Consider the following 15,241-nt stretch of genomic DNA (forward strand, 5'->3'; position numbering starts at 1 on the left):
TCTGGAGCGAGCCCCACCATGCAGCCACCCTCGGGGTCACCGACGCTACGCGATATCGTGCTGGTCGGCGGCGGCCACACCCACGTCGGCGTGCTGAAGCGCTTCGCCATGAAGCCGGAACCGGGCGTGCGGATCACCCTGATCTGCCGCGACACCCACACCCCCTACTCGGGCATGCTGCCGGGCTACGTCGCCGGCCACTACGGCTACGACGACGTGCACATCGACCTGCGCCGGCTGGCGGAGTACGCCGGGGCGCGCTTCTTCGCCGACGAGGCCGTCGGCATCGACCACGACGCGCGCCGGGTGCTCTGCCGCTCGCGCCCGCCGGTGCCCTACGACTGGCTGTCGATCAACATCGGCTCCACCCCCCGGGTGGGCAGCGTCCAGGGCGCCGACGCCCACGCCGTGCCGGTCAAGCCGATCCACCGCTTCAACGACCGCTGGCAAGGGCTGCTCGCCCGCCTCGAGGCGCATCCCGGCACCACCCGGGTGGCGGTGGTCGGCGGTGGCGCCGGCGGGATCGAGCTGCTGCTCGCCATGCAGCACCGGCTCGGCCGCGAGCTGGTCGCCCGGGGGCGCGACCCGGCAGAACTTCACTTCGCGCTCTTCACCCGCGGCGCGCGCATCCTGCCGACCCACAACGCCCGGGTGCGCGCCCACTTCGAGGCCACGCTTGGCCGCCGGGGCGTCGCGGTGCACACCGGCACCGAGGTGGTCGCCGTCGAGCCGGGCCGACTCAAGGCCGCCGACGGTCGCTGGCATCCCGCCGACGAGATCGTCTGGGTGACCAACGCCGGCGGCGCCGACTGGCTGCGCGATACTCGGCTCGCCCTGGACGACGACGGCTTCATCGAGGTCGACGACACCCTGCAGTCACGCTCGGACCCGCGGATCTTCGCCGCCGGCGACATCGCCCACCAGGTCCACCATCCCCGGGAGAAGGCCGGGGTCTTCGCCGTGCGCCAGGGCCGCCCGCTGGCCGAGAACCTGCGCGCCGCCGTGACCGGCCGGCCGCTCTCGCCCTACCGCCCCCAGCGCCGCTGGCTGGCGCTGATCAGCACCGGCGGCCGCCACGCCGTGGCCTCCCGGGGCGGGCTCTTCCTTGCCGGCGACTGGGCCTGGCGCTGGAAGGACTGGATCGACCGGCGCTTCATGGCCCGCTTCAACGACCTGCCGCCGATGACCGAGGCCGCCATGCCGGCGCCGGCCAAAAGCCGGGTGGCGCTCGACGAGGAGGAGCGCGACCAGGCGATCTCGGCGCTCGCCATGCGCTGCGGCGGCTGCGGCGCCAAGGTGGGGGCCACCACCCTCTCCCGGGCGCTCGCGACGCTTGCACCGATCGCGCGGGAGGAGGTGCGGGTCGGCCTGCACGCCCCGGACGACGCCGCCGTGGTGCGGGTGCCGCCGGGCAAGGACATGGTGCACACCGTGGACTTCTTCCGCGCCTTCATCGACGACCCCTACGTGTTCGGCCGGATCGCCGCCAACCACGCCTTGGGCGACATCTTCGCCATGGGCGCCGAGGCGCAGACCGCCACCGCCGTGGCCACGGTGCCCCAGGGGCTCGAGGCCAAGGTCGAGGACACCGTCTTCCAGATGATGAGCGGCGCGGTGGAGGTGCTCAACGCCGCCGGCTGCGCCCTGGTGGGCGGCCACACCGGCGAGGGCAGCGAGCTGGCCCTGGGCTTCGCCGTCAACGGCCTGATCGACAGCGGCAGTGCCGACGAGGACAGCCCGGCCGGCGCGGCGCTGATGACCAAGGGCGGCCTCTGCCCCGGCCAGGTGCTGATCCTCACCAAGCCCATCGGCACCGGCACACTGCTTGCCGCCCACGCGCGCCTCGCCGCCCGGGGGCGCTGGATCGATGCGGCGCTGGCGAGCATGGGGCAGTCCAACCGCGAGGCAGCGGCCTGCCTGCAGGAACACGGTGCCACCGCCTGCACCGACCTCACCGGCTTCGGCCTGCTCGGCCACCTGGTGGAGATGACCCGCCCCTCGGGGGTGGATGCCGAGCTCGACCTGGCGGCCCTGCCGCTGCTCGCGGGCGCCGAGGAGACCGTCGCCGCCGGCATCCTGAGCTCCCTGCAGCCCGCCAACGTGCGCCTGCGCCGCGCCATCCGCGACCAGCCGGCCTGGGTCGAGCATCCCCGCTACCCGCTGCTCTTCGATCCCCAGACCGCCGGCGGGCTGCTCGCCGGTGTGCCCGCCGAGCGCGCCGAGGCCTGTCTCGCGGCCCTGCAGGCGATGGGCTACGCCCAGGCCGCGATCATCGGCCGCGTCACCCCCACCGGCGAGGCGCTGGAGCCCATCCACCTCACGGGATAACGGACGCGAGGGAACGCCCCTCCTCGGGCATTCGCCAGGGCCCCTCAGGCCGGATCGCGACGAGTGGGACAGCTCATGCAGCGCCCGCCACCGCGGCCGCGCCCCAGCTCGGCTCCGGGAATCGCCAGCACCTCGATGCCCGCCGCCTCCAGCGCCGCGTTGGTGTCGTCGTTGCGGTCGTAGCCGACGACGACGCCGGGGCTCAACGCCAGCACGTTGTTGCCGTCGCTCCACTGCTCCCGGGCGCGCTCTTCCGGGGTGTCGCCGCCGGTGGGCACCACCGTCAGCGCCGGGTAGCCGAGGGCCTCCGCGACCAGGTCGAAGAGGTGGCGCGGGTCGCGCCGGAATTCGAGCGGCCGGCCGCCCTCCCCGGGGCGCAGGTCGAAGCAGACCGTGGCGTCGGCGACCTCCCGATAGGCGGTCGCCACGTTGCCCCCACAGAGGGTGAACACCGTGTCCAGGTGCATGGCCGCGCGACGCCGGGGAAGCTGGCAGGCGATCACCCGATGCACCCGGCCGCTCCCCTGGCGGGCCCGCGCGAACAGCGTCTCGGCCAGCTGGCCGATGGCCTGGGGCGAGGAGCGCTCGCCCATGCCCACCAGCAGGGTGCCGTGGCCCAGCGGCATGAGATCGCCTCCCTCCAGGGTGGCGAGGCCATGATCGACGAGAGAGTCGCCCCACACCACCTCCACCCGACCGGCGAACCGCGGATGAAAGGCGTAGATGGCCGCCATCACCAGGGTCTCCGGGCGACGGGCGCGCCAGCGCATCGGGTTGAGGGTGACGCCGTCGGGGAGCCAGGCGCTGCTGTCTCGGGTGAACAGCAGGTTGGGCAGGGGCGGCAGCACGAAGCCGAGCGGCCCCAGGTGGGCGCCGAAGAGCCCCGTCGGCGCGAAGGGCAGGTCGGCCACCTCCAGCCCGCCGATCAGGAACTCGGCGAGGGCCTCGCCCGGCAGGGCGTCCAGCCAGGCGCGCAGGTCCGCCATCATCCCCACCCCAACGTGGTCACGGGTGATCCGGTGGTCCAGCAGCCAGGCGCGTGCCGGTGCGAGGGCGAGGGTCTCGGCCAGAAGGTCGTGGACGTCGAGCACCTCCACGCCGCGGCCGCGCATCACGGCGACGAAGGCATCGTGATCGCGCTGGGCCTGCTTGACCCAGAAGACGTCATCGAACAGCAGCGCCCGGCAGTTGTCGGGCGTCAGGCGCCGATGGGCCAGCCCCGGGCGGCAGACGATCACCTGCCGCAGGGGGCCGGTCTCGGAGTGCACGCCCGGGGCGTCGCTCATGGCGTGGGCCGGCTCAGCCCGGCAGGTCGGTGACCGCGCCGGTGGAGGCCGAGCTCACCGTGCGGGCGTACTTGGCCAGCACCCCGCGGGTATAGCGCGGCTCCGGTGCCCGCCAGGCGGCGCGGCGCCGTTCGAGCTCCTCATTGGAGAGCGCGACGTCGATGGTATCGGCCTCGGCGTCGATGGTGATGGTGTCGCCGTCCTCCACCAGCGCCAGGGGGCCGCCGTCGATCGCCTCGGGGGTCACGTGGCCGACCACGAAGCCGTGGCTGCCGCCGGAGAAGCGCCCGTCGGTGATCAGCGCCACCTCGCTGCCGAGCCCGCGGCCCATGATCGCCGAGGTGGGGGTGAGCATCTCGCGCATGCCGGGCCCGCCCCTCGGCCCCTCGTAGCGGATCACCACCACGTCGCCGGCCACCACGGTGCCGTCGTTGATGCGCGCCTGGGCCTCCTCCTCGGAGCCGAACACCCGGGCGGAGCCGGTGAAGCGCGTGCCCTCCTTGCCGGTGATCTTGGCCACCGCCCCCTCCGGCGCCAGGTTGCCGTGGAGGATGCGCAGGTGGCTCTCGGCCTTCACCGGGCGATCCAGCGGGGCGATGATCTTCTGGTCGTCGGGATAGGGGGCGACGTCCGCCAGATTCTCGGCAAGCGTGCGGCTAGTGACGGTCAGGCAGTCACCGTGCAAGAGGCCTGCGTCGAGCAGGGTCTTCATCAGCGGCTGGATGCCGCCGATCGCCACCAGCTCGCTCATCATGTAGTGGCCGCTGGGGCGCAGGTCGGCGACCACCGGCACCCGCCGGCCGATCTCGGTAAAGTCGGCAAGCGAGAGCGGAACCCCGATGGTGCTGGCCATGCCGATCAGGTGCAGCACGGCGTTGGTGGAGCCGCCCAGCGCGATCACCACGGTGATGGCGTTCTCGAAGGCCTGGCGGGTCATGATGTCCGAGGGCTTGATGTCCCGCGCCAGCAGCTCGAGCACCGCCGCGCCGGCCGCCTCGCAGTCCTCGCGCTTGGCCTGGGAGACCGCGTTCTGGGCCGAGCTGCCCGGCAGGCTCATGCCCAGCGCCTCGATGGCCGAGGCCATGGTGTTGGCGGTGTACATCCCGCCGCAGGAGCCGGGCCCGGGGATCGCCGTCTCCTCGATCTGCTTCACCTCGATCAGGTCCATGTCGCCGCGGGAGTGGGCGCCCATGGCCTCGAACACCGAGACGATGTCGGTATGGCCCTCGCCGGGCAGGATGGTACCGCCGTAGACGAAGACACCGGGGCGGTCGAGCCGTGCCAGGCCCATCAGGCAGCCCGGCATGTTCTTGTCGCAGCCGCCGATCGCCACCAGGCCGTCGAAGCCCTCGCAGCCGGCCACCGTCTCGATGGAGTCGGCGATCACCTCCCGGGAGACCAGCGAGTACTTCATGCCCTCGGTGCCGTTGGCGATGCCGTCGGAAATGGTGATGGTGTTGAAGATCACCCCCTTGCCGCCGGCTTCGTCGGCGCCGTCGCTGGCGCGGCGGGCCAGCTCGTCGATGTGGCTGTTGCAGGGGGTGAGGTTGCTCCAGGTCGAGGCGATGCCCACCTGGGGCTTGGCGAAGTCCTCATCGCGAAAGCCCACCGCCCGGAGCATGGCGCGGCTGGCGGACTTGCCGACGCCGTCCACCACCTTGGCGGAATGGCGGCGGCGCGGATCCACGGGCGTATCGGACATGGGAGCTCCTCGGGATGTTGTGCATTGGATTCCCAAGAGTGGCCCCCATGGCACGACCTGGCAACCGGGGCCGCCGAGGATCCGGGCCTCAAGCCGGCACCGAAACGGCCGATAGAGATGGGATCGAGGGGCATCATCGCGTCGCCCCACCGTGACGACCACCCGCCCGGAGCCCCGAGATGCCCTACACCGAAGCCAAGGAACACGCCCCCGGCCGCCTGCACGGGATCTTCGTCGATCCCTACAGCGCCTTCGACAACACCGCCACCGAGCGCCTGCTGCACCTGCGCGTGGCGAGCGACGCGCTGCTCCTCGCCCCCATGCGTGCGGGCCGGCTGGTGCTGCGCGTCCTCCACGGCTGGCAGAACGGAAGCTTCGAGCCCGGCGAGCTCTGCCACAGCGATCATCGGCTGGATTCGCTCGCCGACCTGCGCCGGGTCGCCGACGCCTACCGCCGGGCCTTCGAGCACGGCGAGCCGCTGCCGAACGACGGCAGCGGCCTGCTGGCCGAGCCCCTGGCCCGGGCCATCGCCGCCGCCGAGGCAGAGGGCCAGGCCCTCGACGAGGAGACCCGCACCATTCCGGCGCGCTGGCCCGCCTTCAAACAGGGCCTGACCCTGTACACCTTCTTCAAGGTCTACCACCGCCTGACCTACAGCGAGGACGACGCCTATCGCGCGATCCGCTGCCAGACGCCCCAGGGACTGCGCGAGATCCACGAGTTTCACCTCGAGGAGGGCGAGTTCGCCGTGGCGGCGCCCGCGGAGACCGAGGGCGGCGACAGCGTGCTGCTGCTGCACGAGAGCCAGCTGACGCCGGTGCTGCGGCTACTCGAAGCGGGCCACGGCGCCTAGCGCCGGAAGCACTCGCGAGGGTGGGACCGATTCACTTCTCCCGCGGCACCCGCCCCATCAGGTAGAACTCCTCGTTGGGCGGGGTACCGGTCAGGGTGACCAGGCGGTTGGAGAGGCCGAAGAAGGCGGCGATGGCGCCGATGTCCCAGATGTCGTCCTGGGTGAAGCCAACGGTCTGCAGGCGGGCCTCCCACTCGTCGGTGAGCTCCCCCACCTCCAGTCCGCAGTGCATGGCGAAGTCGATCATGGCGCGATGGCGCTCGCTGATCGGTGCCGTACGGTGGTTGACGGCCACCTGGTCGGCGAGCAGCGGGTCCTTGCTGTAGATGCGCACCAGGGCGCCGTGGGCCACCACACAGTAGAGGCAGCGATTGCGGGCGCTGGTGGCCACCACGATCATCTCCTTCTCCGCCTTGGTGAGGGTGTCGGACTCCCGCTCCATCAGGGCGTCGTGGTAGGCGAAGAAGGCCCGGAACTCCGCCGGGCGGTGGGCCAGCATCAGGAAGACGTTGGGCACGAAGCCGGCCTTCTCCTGCACCGCCAGCATGGCGTCGCGGATATCGTCGGGGAGATCGTGGATCGACTCGGGTACGGGGAAGCGGCTGATGGGTGCGGTCATGATGACTCCGGGCGTTGTGGTTATTGTCGCCGAACCAACATAACAGCTTACGTTAACGTCAACATGCCTGCCAAAGTCGCATACCACGGACCTCGGGGGCGCTACGCCGGCCGCGCCTCTTCGAACAATTCTGCCGGGATGGGATGCGCCAACTCCCAGGTCATGGCGATGGGCCGATTCCCCTGGTAGCGCTTCAGACCCTTGGCCTGACCCAGGAAGATAAACGGCGCCGTTTCCCCGTCGATGCGCTTGGTCAGGCGGGCAAAGAAGAGAATGGTGTAACCGCGCTCCTCGAAGTGAAGGTAATTCTGTCCCGTCGCACTGGCCTGACGGGTGTTCGACTGACTCTCCCAGTGCAGCAGGGTGCGACTGATGGGGTAATCTCGATAGCGTGTGGTGGGAGAGAAGTCGGTGTCATCCTTTTGGAACGTCACCAGGTGAATATAGGCGCGGATTTCCTTTGCATGGATTACTCCCACGCCGGTAGCACCCGGCTTTTCTAAGTTCGACAACCCGAGTACTGCCTTGATCTCTGGCAAACCATAGGTGCCATGCAGGAGCAGCTCACAGTCGAAAGGCAGCTCATTCAGACGTCGCAGGGGCACCTGTTGATGAGCTCGCTTCCAGGCCGCAATCTCGGCGGCATCGGCCGCGATACTGGGGTTGGCACGCCACTTACGTAGTGACTCTTCGAGGCTATCGACGCCAAGCCGGCCGCCCTTCTGGCCCCATAGTAGATAGTGCAGTGCCGTTTGCCGTGGAGTGTCATAACGTCCCAGGGCCTCCTCGACGCCCTCTTTCTCGCCGAGGGTCTCGATGGCCGACAGCAATTCGGGGTCGCTGCGCAGTGCGATCCGCGGTAGCGCCTTGCGCGCCTGGTCGATATCGGGATCCTCGGGCATCGCTTGGCGGTCGGCCAAGGCCTTCCACTCGGACCAGCTGCGGCGAGACAACACTTGCACCGGGGTCAGGTTGGTCACCTCCAGGAAACGCCCGAAGGTCAGCAGCGTCCCGACCTCTTCCTGCCAGGTGCGCAGTGTCTCGGGGATAAACTGATTGAGATCGGCCAGTACCGCGCGGATCTTGCTCAGCACCCGCTCCCGCGCCACCCGCTCAAGCTGGATGCTGCAGCCGGGAGGCAGGCTGGGAAAGTCGGCCTCCACCTCACGATCCAGCCGTTGGCGCCTCCCGGAGAGCAGCGATGTGAACTTGGTATCCAGGCGGTATCGGCGATGGGTCTGGCCCACGAAGTCCAGCACGGTGAGGCACTCCTTCCCCGGCGCATGACGCAGCCCACGCCCTAACTGCTGGAGGAAGACCGTCAGGCTCTCTGTCGGCCTCAGGAACATCACCAGGTTGATATCGGGAACATCGACCCCTTCGCTGAGCACGTCCACGGTGAACAGGAAGGGTAGTTTTCCTTCACGGAACTCACGCAACCGTTCGGCGCGGACCTCGGCCGGCGTGTCTCCGACAAGGACGGCGGCCCGATACTCACCGCCCAGCCGATTGAAGCAATCAGCCATGTACTCGGCATGGCGAACGCCGGCGCAGAACCCCACCGCACGGACGCCCTGCAGATCAGGCTGATAGCGCTCCAACGCCTGCAGGATGGTGTCCACCCGCTGCTTGGCACGCAAGTCATCGCCCGTGAGCAGGTTCTCCAGCTGCCGGACGTCATAGCGACCGTTGCGCCACAGCGCATCGTCACTGAGGTCGACGCTATCGCTGACCCCGAAGTAGTGGAAGGGGCATAGCAGCTTCTCTTCCAACGCCTCCGGAAGGCGAATCTCCGCGGCGAAGTCGCCGTCGAAGTCCGGCAAGATGCTGGTGTGGTCCATGCGCTCGGGCGTTGCCGTCAGCCCCAACAGCACGGCAGGGTTGAGCTGTTCAAGGAGCGGCCGATAGCTGCTGGCAGCCTCATGATGCGCCTCATCGATCACCACGTACTGAAAGTGCTCCGTTCCCAGGGATTCCCAAGGACGCTGCCGATTAAGTGTCTGTACCGAGGCAAAGAGGTGGCGCTGCTCCGTCGGCATATGGCCGCCCACCCAGAGCTCGCCGAAGTTCTGATCCCGCAGCACGGTGCGATAGCAGGCCTGGGCCTGCTCCAGAATCTCCTTGCGGTGAGCAACAAACAACAGCGGCACCTGCCGCCCTTCATGCTCACTAACTCGTCGATAATCCAGCGCTGAGATTACGGTCTTACCGGTACCGGTGGCCGCCACCACCAGGTTGCGAAACGAACCGCGCTGACGGGCAGCCTCTAGAGCTTCCAGAATCCTCAACTGGAAGGGGCGCGGCGTAATCTCGGCAAAGAAACTCACCCCACCTCGAGCGCGATCCTTGTGTGCAGCGATCGCACGACGAAAGCGCAGGAAGTCCTCCGGAGCATAGGGCTCGAAGTCGTCGCTCTCCCAGTAGGCCGCAAACTCTGCCTCGAAGCGCTCGAGGATATGTGCCATGTCCTGAGCAGTGACCTTAACGGTCCACTCGAGACCCTGCGTCATCGCCGAATGAGACATATTGGCCGAACCGATATAGGCCGTGGAATACCCACTGTCGCGACGAAAGTGATAGGCCTTGGCATGGAGACGCGTACCGGCGGTGTCATAAGAGACACGAACAGTGACATTGGGTTGTTGGGTCAGCCACTCCAGCGCAGTCGGATCGCTAGCGCCCATATAACTGGTGGAGATCAGACGCACAGGAATACCACGCTGGGCCAGACGCTCGAAGGCAGGCATTAACAGCCTTAGCCCCGACCACTTGATGAAGGAGACCAGAATATCGACACCGTCGGCTGTGGCCATCTCGGCGCGCAACTCGTGTTCCAGGGATGGATCGTTTCCTAGCCCTGTCAGCAGAGCACTGGTCGCCAAGGGCGTCGCCGGACGTGGTAAGCGGTGACGGCTATGCCCAATCTCGCTGAGTACTGGCCGACCTTCAGCCAGCAATTTTTTGCGCGCCAGAAAACCGAGTCCATCGGTGGCAGAGATCAGTTCAATGAGCCGATTAAGAAGTGGCAGCCGACGCTCCGTATCAACGATCCGCAGAGCCTGATGAAGTACCTGACTGAGAAACTGAGCGTAAGCGTGGGGAGCCGTCTCATCATCGAGGGTTCTCAGAACAGGTGTGAGCTCTGGGTGAGCCTTCAGCTGCTCCCTGAGCTCTTCGTCGAGTAGCCGTTCATAAAGCCCTTCCGGTAACCGCTCCATGGTGTCTCATCCCTGCCCTGTCGATGGCCCCCAGGGTAGCAGCAGCAGAGAGCCAACGAAGGCCTACAGTCTCCTTTCGCTCGACGAAGCCCGCCTCTTTGGTGACGGGCAGCCCGCAGATACGACGGCGGCCCCGCCTCTCTCGAGACGGGGCCGCCGCTGCTCAGGGGCTGAACCTATCAGCTCAGCGAGATGGTGCTGTTGATGCCGCTGGAGACGTTCTCCGGCTCGAACCAGCGCGCGGTGACGGTCTTGGTCTGGGTCCAGAAGGCGATGGCCTGCTTGCCGTTGGGGCCGAGGTCGCCGAGCTTGGAGCCCCGCGAGCCGGTGAAGCTGAAGTAGGCGACCGGTACCGGGATCGGCACGTTGATGCCCACCTGGCCGACGTCGATATCGCTCTCGAAGCGCCGCGCCACCCAGCCGGAGTTCGTGAAGATCGAGGTGCCGTTGCCGTTGGGGTTGGCGTTGACGAAGTCGATCGCCTCGTCGAGGGTCTCGACGCTGACCACGCAGAGCACCGGGCCGAAGATCTCCTCGCGGTAGATGGTCATCTCCGGAGTCACGTCGCTGAACAGGGTCGGGCCGACGAAGTTGCCGTTCGGGTAGCCCTCGACCTGGCAGCCACGGCCGTCGACCAGCAGCGTGGCGCCCTCCTGCTCGCCGGTGGCGATCAGGCGCTCGACCCGCTCCTTGGCCTGGGGCGAGACCAGCGGGCCAAGATCGGCGTCCTGCTGGGTGCCGGGGCCGACCTTCATGTGGCGGGCGCCCTCGACGATGTCGTCCAGCCACTCGCGGGCCTCGCCCACCAGCACCACCACGGAGTTGGCCATGCAGCGCTGGCCGGCGGCGCCGAAGGCGGAACCCAGCAGGTTGTTGATCGCCTGGCTGCGGTTGGCGTCCGGCATCACCACGCAGTGGTTCTTGGCGCCCATCATCGCCTGCATGCGCTTGCCGGCGGCGGCGGCGCGGTTGTAGAGCAGCGAGCCGACGTGGGAGGAGCCGATGAAGGAGAGCGCCTTGATGTCGGCATGGTCGGCGATCTGGTTGGCCACGTCCGGGCCGCCGTGCACCACGTTGAGCACGCCGGCCGGCACGCCGGCCTCGTGGGCCAGCTCGACCAGGCGCATGGTGGAGGTCGGGTCCTGCTCGGAGGGCTTGAGCACGAAGGTGTTCCCGGTGGCGATGGCCAGCGGGAACATGAAGCAGGGCAGCATGATCGGGAAGTTGAAGGCGGTGATGCCGGCGCCCACGCCCAGCGGCTGGTTGAGGGTGTAGACGTCCACCTCGCTGGCGGCGTTCTCGGCCAGCTCGCCGAGCTGCAGGGAGGTGATCGAGCAGGCGTGCTCCACGACCTCCAGGCCGCGCCCCACCTCGCCGACCGCATCCGGCAGGGTCTTGCCGTGCTCCTCGCTGATCAGCGCGGCCAGCTCGTCGGTGCTCTCGCGGATCAGCGCCTGGAGCTTGAGCATGATGCGCATGCGCTTGGCCAGCGGCACCTTGCGCCAGGTCTTGAAGGCCTCCTTGGCACTCGCCACGGCCCGCTCCACCTCCTCGGCGGTGCAGAACGGCACCCGGGCGACCACCTCCTGGGTGGCCGGGTTGACCACGTCGCGCCACTCCTGGCTCTGGGACTGGACGGGCTGGCCGTCGATGTACATCGGGGTTTCGCGAACGGACATGGGCGTGCTCCTGAATCTGTTGTGATTATGGGGACGGGGGCAAGAGGCGTGTTCGACCTTGTGTGCATGCTGGCACGAGGCGTCGATATTTCGAGTCTATACAGAGGTCGGATGGCGAGACAACGGGCACTCGGGCACATTGCTTGTGCACTCATGCACAAACAGGCACGACGAGAGGTCATCCCATGCTGGACTGGCAGGACATCCAGATCTTCCTCGAGGTGGCGCGCAGCGAGCGGCTCACCGACGCCGCCCGGCGGCTGGGCCTGGACCACTCCACCCTGTCGCGACGCACGCGGCGTTTCGAGCAGACCCTCAACACCCAGCTCTTCGAGCGCAGCACCCACGGCTACCACCTCACTGAGGCCGGCCAGCAGCTGCTCGCCCATGCCGAGGAGATGGCCCGCCACGCCTTCGAGGCGGGCGAGAGCCTCACCGACAAGAACCATCAGATCAGCGGCCAGATCCGCCTCGGGGTGACCGAAGGCTTCGGCACCTGGGTCATCGCCCCGCTGCTCTCGGCCTTCTGCGAGCGCCATCCCGGGGTGACCCTGGACCTGCTGGCCCTACCCCGGGTGGTCAACCTGAGTCGCCACGAGGCGGACCTTGCCATCACCGTGGAGCGCCCGGTGAGCCCGGGGCTCGTCATCTCGCGGCTCTGCGACTATCGGCTGCGCCTCTACGGCAGCCAAGGGTATCTGGCCCGCCACGGCACCCCGACGCGGCGTGGCGAGCTGGGCGGGCACCGGCTGATCGGCTATGTCGACGACCTGATCTTCAGCGAGCAGCTGAGCTACCTCGAGCCGCTGCTCGACCCGACGGTGGTCGGCCACCCCGGCCCGCACTTCGCCATGCGCAGCACCAGCGTGACCACCCAGCACGCCGCCTGCCTGCAGGGGGCCGGGCTCGCCGTGCTGCCCTGCTTCATGGCGAGCACCTCGGCGGCCCTGTCGAACGTGCTGGATGACGATGTGGATATCGTGCGCCACTTCTGGATCACGGCCCGCCAGGAGCAACGCCGCCTGGCCCGGGTTCGCCTGCTGTGGGACTTCCTGCGCGAGGCCCTGGAGGCCAACCGTGCCTTCCTGATGGGCGAGAGTCGCGAACTGCGGCTGCCGACCGGTCAATAGCCGGCGTCACTGCATGCACGATTACCGATATGAAATATCTATCGGGGTGGTCGGAAATGGCACTTGGGACGATGAATCCGCGCGGCGTAGGGTATAGATAAGGGTAGCGAGGTCCGCTGCCACGCGTCGGCATGACGACGCTTTCGGCACCAAAGGCATCAGGAAGACATTGTCCCTCGGGGCCGACGTCGTCTATGACTACCAGACGGTTCCCTCAATGCAGCAACGATCGGAGAGCGACATGGGTGATCAACAAGCAGGCAAGTGCCCGGTGATGCACGGTTCCAACACCCAGGAGAAGGCCGACGCGGCCGCCTGGTGGCCGGAAGCGCTGAACCTGGACATCCTCCACCAGCACGATCGCAAGACCAATCCGATGGGCGAGGACTTCGACTACCGCGAGGCGGTCAAAAGCCTCGACCACAAAGCCCTCGAGCGGGACATGCATGCGCTGATGACCGACAGCCAGGCGTGGTGGCCGGCCGACTGGGGACACTACGGAGGCCTGATGATCCGCATGGCCTGGCACGCGGCGGGCACCTACCGCCTGGCCGATGGCCGTGGCGGCGGCGGCACCGGCAACCAGCGCTTCGCCCCGCTCAACAGCTGGCCCGACAACGGCAACCTGGACAAGGCGCGCCGCCTGCTGTGGCCGCTGAAGAAGAAGTACGGCAACCAGGTCAGCTGGGCCGACCTCTTCATCCTGGCCGGCAACGTGGCCTACGAATCCATGGGCTTCAAGACCTTCGGCTTCTCCTACGGCCGCGAGGATATCTGGCACCCCGAGAAGGACATCTACTGGGGCGCCGAGAAGGAGTGGCTCGCCCCCTCCGACCACCGCTACGAGGACGTCGACAAGCCGGACACCATGGAGAACCCGCTGGCCGCCGTGCAGATGGGCCTGATCTACGTGAACCCGGAGGGCGTGAACGGCAACCCGGACCCGCTCAAGACCGCCGAGCAGGTGCGCGTCACCTTCGCCCGCATGGCGATGAACGACGAGGAGACCGCCGCCCTGACCGCCGGTGGGCATACGGTCGGCAAGACCCACGGCAACGGTGACGCCGAGGCCCTCGGGCCCGAGCCGGAAGGTGCCGACGTCGAGAACCAGGGCTTCGGCTGGATCAACCCGAACATGGGCGGCAAGGCGGCCAACGCGGTGACCTCGGGCATCGAGGGCGCCTGGACGGCCAACCCGACCCGGTTCGACATGGGCTACTTCGACATGCTGTTCGGCTACGAGTGGGAGCTCAAGAAGAGCCCGGCCGGCGCGAACCAGTGGGAGCCCATCGATATCAAGGAGGAGCACAAGCCGGTCGATGCCAGCGACCCCTCCAAGCGCCACAACCCGATCATGACCGACGCCGACATGGCGATGAAGATGGATCCCAAGTACCGGGCGATCTGCGAGAAGTTCATGGCCGATCCCGAGTACTTCAAGGACGCCTTCGCCCGCGCCTGGTTCAAGCTGACCCACCGTGACATGGGGCCGAAGTCCCGCTACATCGGCCCGGACGTACCGGCCGAGGACCTGATCTGGCAGGATCCGATCCCCCAGGGCGAGACCAACTACGTCGAGGAGGTCGTCAAGGAGAAGATCGCCGAGGCCGGCCTCTCCCTGAACGAGCTGGTCTGCACCGCCTGGGACAGCGCCCGCACCTACCGCGGTTCCGACATGCGCGGCGGCGCCAATGGCGCGCGGATCCGCCTGGCCCCGCAGAAGCACTGGGCGGGCAACGAGCCGGAGCGCCTGGCCAAGGTGCTGGCGGTCTACGAGAAGGTCTCTGCCGACACCGGTGCCAGCATCGCCGACATCATCGTGCTGGGCGGCAACCTGGGCATCGAGATGGCGGCCAGGGCGGCCGGCCACGAGATCCACGTGCCCTTCGTCAAGGGCCGCGGCGACGCCAGCGAGGCGATGACCGACGCCGAGTCCTTCGAGCCGCTGGAGCCGCTGGCCGACGCCTTCCGCAACTGGCAGAAGCAGGACTACATCGTCAAGCCGGAGGAGATGCTGCTGGATCGCGCCCAGCTGATGGGCCTGACCGCACCGGAGATGACCGTGCTGCTGGGCGGCATGCGGGTGCTCGGCACCAACCATGGCGGCACTCAGCACGGCGTGTTCACCGACCGCGTCGGCCAGCTGACCAACGACTTCTTCGTCAACCTGACCGACATGGGCAACCGCTGGGAGCCCACCGGCAAGAACGAGTACGCCATCGTCGATCGCCTGAGCGGCGACACCAGGTTCACCGCCACCCGCGTCGACCTGGTGTTCGGCTCCAACTCCATCCTGCGCGCCTACGCCGAGCTCTACGCCCAGGACGACAACGAGGCGAAGTTCGTGATGGACTTCATCGCCGCCTGGACCAAGGTCATGCACGCCGACCGCTTCGACCTCGACTGAGGCTCCCTCGGGCCGCCG

At 68.1% G+C, this 15,241-nt stretch carries 9 protein-coding genes; 4 read left to right on the forward strand and 5 right to left on the reverse strand.

The genetic code is table 11. The annotated features are described in order from the left end of the window. Window positions 1-18 precede the first annotated feature (18 nt). The gene (gene selD / locus FIU83_RS14505; RefSeq protein WP_152484701.1) at window positions 19-2,328 is read left to right on the forward strand and encodes a selenide, water dikinase SelD; all 2,310 of its coding nucleotides are present in this window, start codon (window positions 19-21) and stop codon (window positions 2,326-2,328) included. Between the two features lie 44 nt (window positions 2,329-2,372). On the opposite strand, the gene FIU83_RS14510 is transcribed toward selD, so the two are convergent. Beyond that, window positions 2,373-3,614, reverse strand: a complete 1,242-nt coding sequence (locus FIU83_RS14510) for an arginine deiminase (RefSeq protein WP_152484702.1) — start codon at window positions 3,612-3,614, stop codon at window positions 2,373-2,375. A gap of 13 nt (window positions 3,615-3,627) precedes the next feature. Beyond that, window positions 3,628-5,316, reverse strand: a complete 1,689-nt coding sequence (ilvD, locus tag FIU83_RS14515) for a dihydroxy-acid dehydratase (RefSeq protein ID WP_152484703.1) — start codon at window positions 5,314-5,316, stop codon at window positions 3,628-3,630. A 179-nt stretch (window positions 5,317-5,495) separates the two neighbouring features. Between ilvD and FIU83_RS14520 the strand changes: the two genes are divergently transcribed. After that, the gene (locus FIU83_RS14520) at window positions 5,496-6,170 is read left to right on the forward strand and encodes a hypothetical protein (protein ID WP_152484704.1); all 675 of its coding nucleotides are present in this window, start codon (window positions 5,496-5,498) and stop codon (window positions 6,168-6,170) included. A gap of 31 nt (window positions 6,171-6,201) precedes the next feature. On the opposite strand, the gene FIU83_RS14525 is transcribed toward FIU83_RS14520, so the two are convergent. From FIU83_RS14525 to FIU83_RS14535, 3 genes are all read right to left on the reverse strand, one after another. Beyond that, the gene (locus FIU83_RS14525) at window positions 6,202-6,789 is read right to left on the reverse strand and encodes a peroxidase-related enzyme (RefSeq protein ID WP_152484705.1); all 588 of its coding nucleotides are present in this window, start codon (window positions 6,787-6,789) and stop codon (window positions 6,202-6,204) included. A gap of 101 nt (window positions 6,790-6,890) precedes the next feature. Continuing rightward, window positions 6,891-10,007, reverse strand: a complete 3,117-nt coding sequence (locus FIU83_RS14530; RefSeq protein ID WP_152484706.1) for a DUF3427 domain-containing protein — start codon at window positions 10,005-10,007, stop codon at window positions 6,891-6,893. Between the two features lie 179 nt (window positions 10,008-10,186). Continuing rightward, on the reverse strand, window positions 10,187-11,686 hold the full coding sequence (locus FIU83_RS14535; RefSeq protein ID WP_152484707.1) for a CoA-acylating methylmalonate-semialdehyde dehydrogenase: 1,500 nt from the start codon (window positions 11,684-11,686) through the stop codon (window positions 10,187-10,189). Between the two features lie 185 nt (window positions 11,687-11,871). Between FIU83_RS14535 and FIU83_RS14540 the strand changes: the two genes are divergently transcribed. Continuing rightward, window positions 11,872-12,816: a LysR family transcriptional regulator gene (locus tag FIU83_RS14540; RefSeq protein WP_152484708.1), complete on the forward strand. Its 945-nt coding sequence runs from the start codon at window positions 11,872-11,874 to the stop codon at window positions 12,814-12,816. Window positions 12,817-13,057: 241 nt separating this feature from the next. Next, a complete protein-coding gene (gene katG / locus FIU83_RS14545; RefSeq protein WP_152484709.1) occupies window positions 13,058-15,223 on the forward strand; it encodes a catalase/peroxidase HPI in 2,166 nt (721 codons plus the stop codon). Window positions 15,224-15,241 lie beyond the last annotated feature (18 nt).

It is taken from the genome of Halomonas sp. THAF5a (assembly GCF_009363755.1).
GTDB lineage: Bacteria > Pseudomonadota > Gammaproteobacteria > Pseudomonadales > Halomonadaceae > Halomonas.

Bases quoted from the DNA above. Each gene is read 5' to 3' on its own strand.
- FIU83_RS14530 (WP_152484706.1), bottom strand. From the start codon at position 10,007: ATGGAGCGGTTACCGGAAGGGCTTTATGAACGGCTACTCGACGAAGAG.
- ilvD (WP_152484703.1), bottom strand. From the start codon at position 5,316: ATGTCCGATACGCCCGTGGATCCGCGCCGCCGCCATTCCGCCAAGGTG.
- FIU83_RS14540 (WP_152484708.1), top strand. From the start codon at position 11,872: ATGCTGGACTGGCAGGACATCCAGATCTTCCTCGAGGTGGCGCGCAGC.
- FIU83_RS14525 (WP_152484705.1), bottom strand. From the start codon at position 6,789: ATGACCGCACCCATCAGCCGCTTCCCCGTACCCGAGTCGATCCACGAT.
- FIU83_RS14520 (WP_152484704.1), top strand. From the start codon at position 5,496: ATGCCCTACACCGAAGCCAAGGAACACGCCCCCGGCCGCCTGCACGGG.
- FIU83_RS14535 (WP_152484707.1), bottom strand. From the start codon at position 11,686: ATGTCCGTTCGCGAAACCCCGATGTACATCGACGGCCAGCCCGTCCAG.
- selD (WP_152484701.1), top strand. From the start codon at position 19: ATGCAGCCACCCTCGGGGTCACCGACGCTACGCGATATCGTGCTGGTC.
- FIU83_RS14510 (WP_152484702.1), bottom strand. From the start codon at position 3,614: ATGAGCGACGCCCCGGGCGTGCACTCCGAGACCGGCCCCCTGCGGCAG.
- katG (WP_152484709.1), top strand. From the start codon at position 13,058: ATGGGTGATCAACAAGCAGGCAAGTGCCCGGTGATGCACGGTTCCAAC.